This is a genomic window from bacterium (genome assembly GCA_021372775.1).
GTDB lineage: Bacteria > Acidobacteriota > Polarisedimenticolia > J045 > J045 > JAJFTU01.
The window spans coordinates 1-3165 of sequence record JAJFTU010000263.1 but is presented as its reverse complement, the minus strand read 5'-3'; the positions used below and the strand labels follow the sequence as shown (position 1 = coordinate 3165).

Below are 3165 nucleotides of genomic sequence, written 5' to 3'. Positions count from 1 at the left end.
CGGCGCTGATCACCTCGCCGGCGCGCACGGTCGTCGACTGCTTCCGCTTCGAGCGGCTCGTCGGCCCCGAGGCGGCGATGGAAGCGCTGGTGGACGCTCTGCGCCGGCGCAAGGCCACGGTCGCCGAACTCTCGCGCCTGGCCGATGTCCTGCCGTCGCGCCGCCTGCGGGCCGCGCTGGACGTGCGGTCGATATGAGCGCCGACGTCGCCGCTTCGGTCCGCGCCCGCCTGTTCCGGCAGGCGAGAGGCAAGCGCGAGGAGTTCGAGCGGACGCTGGCGCGCTTCGCCGCCGAGCGGCTTCTCTACCGGCTTGGCGTTTCGGCGGCCCGGAATCGCTGCCTGCTCAAGGGCGCGAGCCTGCTGGCGGTGTGGCTTCCCGATCCCTACCGCACGACCCGGGACGTGGACGTCCTCGCTTCGGGCGCCGCGGACGAGGCGGCGATCCGCTCGCTCGTTGCCGAGATCTGTGCCGTTCCATGCCCGGAGGATGGTCTGCGCTTCGACCTCTCGGAGTTGGCCGTGGAGACCATCCGGCCGGAAGAGGAGTACTCCGGCAAGCGCGCGCGCTTCCGCGCGTTCCTCGGCGGCGCTCGCATCGCCGTGCAGCTCGATGTCGGCGTCGGCGACGCCGTGGCGGTAGCTCCGGAGGAGATCGCGTTTCCGACGATGCTGCCGACGCTGCCCGCCCCGATGGTCCGGGCGTACTCGCGCGAGGCGACAGTGGCGGAGAAGTTCGAGGCGATGGTCAAGCTGGATACGCGGAACAGCCGAATGAAGGACTTCCACGATGTCTGGGCGCTCGCCGGTGCGTTCGCGTTCGATGGCGCGACGCTGCAACGCGCGGTGTCGGCCTGCTTCGAGCGCCGCGGGACCGTGTGGACCGACGAGGAGCCGCGCGCGCTCACGTCGTCCTTCTACCGGACGCCCGAACTCGCAACGCGCTGGCGCAGCTACCGCGCCGCCGGCGCGGTGCTGAAGCCGCCGCCCGAACGCTTCGAGGAAGTCGGAGAGCGCATCATCCAGTTTCTTGGCCCGGTGCGGCGGGCCGTCGTGGGCGGCGGCGGGCGAATGCCCGCGGGAAGGTGGCCGCCGGGTGGCCCGTGGCTGGCGTCGGAAGGTGAACGCGCATAGTCGGCGCGTGGCGCGCGCGCCTCGGACAGTCCGCGGGATGTTACGATCCGCGTCATCCAGTTCTCGCGGCGAGGGACCCGATGCTGATCGGAAAGCGCTTCATGACGCGGCCTGCGCGGGTCGCGGCGGCGGTGTTCGGCATGCTGATGGCGGCGGCGCCGTGCGCGCTGGCCGGCTCGACGGGCGGGCACGCGCTCCGCGCCGACGCCGATCCCGACGGCGACGGCGTCGTCTCGGCCGCGGACAACTGCCCCGACGTCTTCAACCCCTCGCAGCGCGACGGCGATCACGACGGCGTCGGCGACGCGTGCGCGGCGAGCCCGCGGCTGTACGTGTCGAACGACCCCGCCGACGGGCCGGACTACGCGACGATCGGCGCGGCCGTCGCCGCGGTCCGGCGCGCGGGCACGACGATCGCGGTCTATCCGGGGACGGGCGCGTACGTCGAGACCGTGCAGCTCGCGCAGCCGCTGGCGGTGACGATCGCGCGCTTCGACGACGGGTCGGGACGCGAGACCGTGATCGACGGCGGCTCGGCGCAGGCGATCGTCGTGGCCGCCGCCGTCCGGCCCGCCGCGACGACGCTCGACGGGCTGACGCTGAGGGGCGCGACGGGCGTTGAAACGCACGGCACGCTGGACGCGGCGAACCTGACCTTCCGCACGAGCGGGACCGCGCTGGACGTCGCCGCCGGCGCCGACGCGCGCCTGCGCGCGAGCGCCGTGGCCGGCGGCAACACCGGCGCGCGCGTCGCGGCGGGGGCCTCGCTCGCCGCGGAACGCTGTCGGATCACGGGCACGCTCGCGGGGGTGATGACCGAGGGAGTCGTCTCGCTCGTGGACACGCTGATCGCCGACGGCCGGGACGGGATCATGGTCATGTCGAGTACGGGGACGGTCTCGCTGCGCTACGCGACGCTGGCCCGCTTCACCGCGCTCGCGATCTACAACAACGGCGGGACGGTGACGCTCGAACGCTCCATCGTCTGGCGCGCGCAGAACGGCCTCTTCGGCGTGCCGTGCGTGTGGATCAGCCGGTCGGTCGTGGACGCCGCGGACTGCTCCACGGTGGCCGGGAACGCCTGGGCCGACGCGCAGTTGGCCGCCGACTACAGCCCGTCGGCGGGATCGCCGTGCGTCGAGTTCGGCACGCCGCCGCCGGGCGAGGCGGGGGATCCGACGCTCGACCTCGCCGGGCGCCCGCGCCGCCTCGACGGGAACGGGGACGGCATCGCGGTCAGCGACTGCGGGGCGCTCGAGTACTATCCCGCGGACCGCACTCCCGGCGAGATCAAGAACGTGCGCTGGAGCGGGACGGCCGCGATCGCGTGGGACGCGGATCCCGCGGCCGCGACCTACCACCAGTACCGCGGCCCGCTCGGCGGCTTGTCGCAGACGTCGTTCGGGGCCTGCGCCGACGCGGCCGACGCGAACCTCGCCGACACGCTCGCGCCGGCGGCGGAGACGCCGAGCGCCGGCGCGGGGTTCTTCTATCTCGTCACGGGACGCGACGCCGCCGGGCGCGAGGGCACGCTGGGCTACGCCACCGGCGCGGAGCGCAGCCGCTTCTCGGGCTGCCCCTGACCGAGCCGCGCCGGCCGGCGCGCCCCTCCGCGGCCTCGGACGCTCACGGCCCTTCGCGCCCCTCCGCGGCCTCGGCCGCTCACGGCCCTTCGCGCGTGCAGGCCGCGTTGTACGGCTTCACGAGGTAGAAGGCGATCTTCGCCGCGCCCGCGCTCGCGTCCACGTACTGGATCCCCGACACGCCGGAGAGGCCGTCCGTCGCGTTCGTCGCCAGGCTCGTGTACGAGCCGTTCGGCGCCGCGGCGCGGTAGACGTCGAAGCCGGTCACGTTGGCCTGGTGCGCCGGATCGCTGATCGTCAGCGCGACGTTGCCCTGCCACAGCGAGACCGACGTGATCTCGGCCGGCTGCGTCGGCGCCGCGCAAGTGGTGTACGACAGCGAGTACTGGTTCGTGGCGTCGAAGGCGCCGCTCGGGCCGTAGACGCGCAGCCGGTACGTGCCGGGGTCCA

4 protein-coding genes are annotated in these 3165 nt (G+C 73.9%); 3 read left to right on the top strand and 1 reads right to left on the bottom strand.

The features are described 5' to 3' along the window. From LLG88_09340 to LLG88_09330, 3 genes are all read left to right on the top strand, one after another. A partial coding sequence (locus LLG88_09340) for a hypothetical protein (protein MCE5247105.1) occupies nt 1-197 on the top strand: 197 nt, incomplete at its 5' end. Next, nucleotides 194-1132 carry a nucleotidyl transferase AbiEii/AbiGii toxin family protein gene (locus LLG88_09335; GenBank protein ID MCE5247104.1) on the top strand — a complete coding sequence of 313 codons (939 nt, stop codon included), beginning with the start codon at nt 194-196 and terminating at the stop codon, nt 1130-1132. The genes LLG88_09340 and LLG88_09335, both read left to right, overlap by 4 nt. 80 nt (nt 1133-1212) lie before the next feature. Next, a complete protein-coding gene (locus tag LLG88_09330) occupies nt 1213-2715 on the top strand; it encodes a thrombospondin type 3 repeat-containing protein (protein MCE5247103.1) in 1503 nt (500 codons plus the stop codon). A 79-nt stretch (nt 2716-2794) separates the two neighbouring features. Here LLG88_09330 and LLG88_09325 read toward each other — a convergent pair. Beyond that, a partial coding sequence (locus LLG88_09325) for a hypothetical protein (protein MCE5247102.1) occupies nt 2795-3165 on the bottom strand: 371 nt, incomplete at its 5' end.